Source organism: Nitratidesulfovibrio oxamicus (assembly GCF_015731765.1).
GTDB classification, from domain to species: domain Bacteria; phylum Desulfobacterota; class Desulfovibrionia; order Desulfovibrionales; family Desulfovibrionaceae; genus Cupidesulfovibrio; species Cupidesulfovibrio oxamicus.
This window is the reverse complement of record NZ_VRYY01000697.1, coordinates 1-755: the sequence shown is the minus strand read 5'-3', so window position 1 is coordinate 755 and position 755 is coordinate 1. Positions and strand designations below refer to the sequence as shown.

Annotated in this window: 1 pseudogene; it reads left to right on the top strand. The window is 69.9% G+C overall.

Annotation, left to right across the window (positions count from 1 at the left end):
* Positions 1-354 (top strand): annotated as a pseudogene (locus tag FVW20_RS17380) ((Fe-S)-binding protein); the annotation flags it as partial.
* Between the last annotated feature and the right edge of the window lie 401 nt (positions 355-755).

Sequence of the window (755 nt, the reverse complement as noted above, 5' to 3'; positions counted from 1 at the left end):
AGCCGCATGCGCGCCCCCGGCGGGGTGAACTGCTGCGGCATGGGCGGCGTGCTGCAACTGGCCGCGCCCGACCTTTCACGCACCGTGGCCGATGCCTGCTGGAACGCACTGCTGCCGGAACGCGCCGCCGCGTCCATTCCCGCGCCATCCTCGTCCTGCGCACCCTCCTCGCCGGATGCGGCTTCCACCACATCCGCCGCCTCCACACCCGCCGCAACAGCCAACGCGACACGGCAGCCGGACATCACCGTGCTTGCGGGATGCAGCGGCTGTACCCTGCAACTGGCCGCAACCGCGCCCCCTGACGTGCGCGTGCTGCACTGGCTGGACGTGGTGGGTGTGCCGCACGCCTAGTCCGGTCCGCGTCCGCATCGCCTTTCCCGTGCATCCTTGCGGGCGGCGGCATCGGCACGTCATGCCCGAAGCCGCCGCCCGTCCGTTTTGCATGCCATTCGACCATCGCGTTGCCGCCTGCACCCGTATCGGCATTGTCCGCCTCACGCGCCTGCGTCACGATTCCCTGTCATTCCGGAGCAATGCGCGTGAATCAAGGGCGCGCACATTGCCAACCGCAAGTATTTGACTTATCTGAGATGGGTTCGGCCACCCGCCGCGCGGCACAGGCTTCATTCCTCTGTCGTACAGGGGGTGCCGTGCACCACCCGCAGGTGCAGCCGAACCGCCCGGCACCGCGTGCCGCGCGCAGGTTCCGCCCCCGGCGCTTGCCGGGCCTTCGCGGAAACCGCGCCCCACGC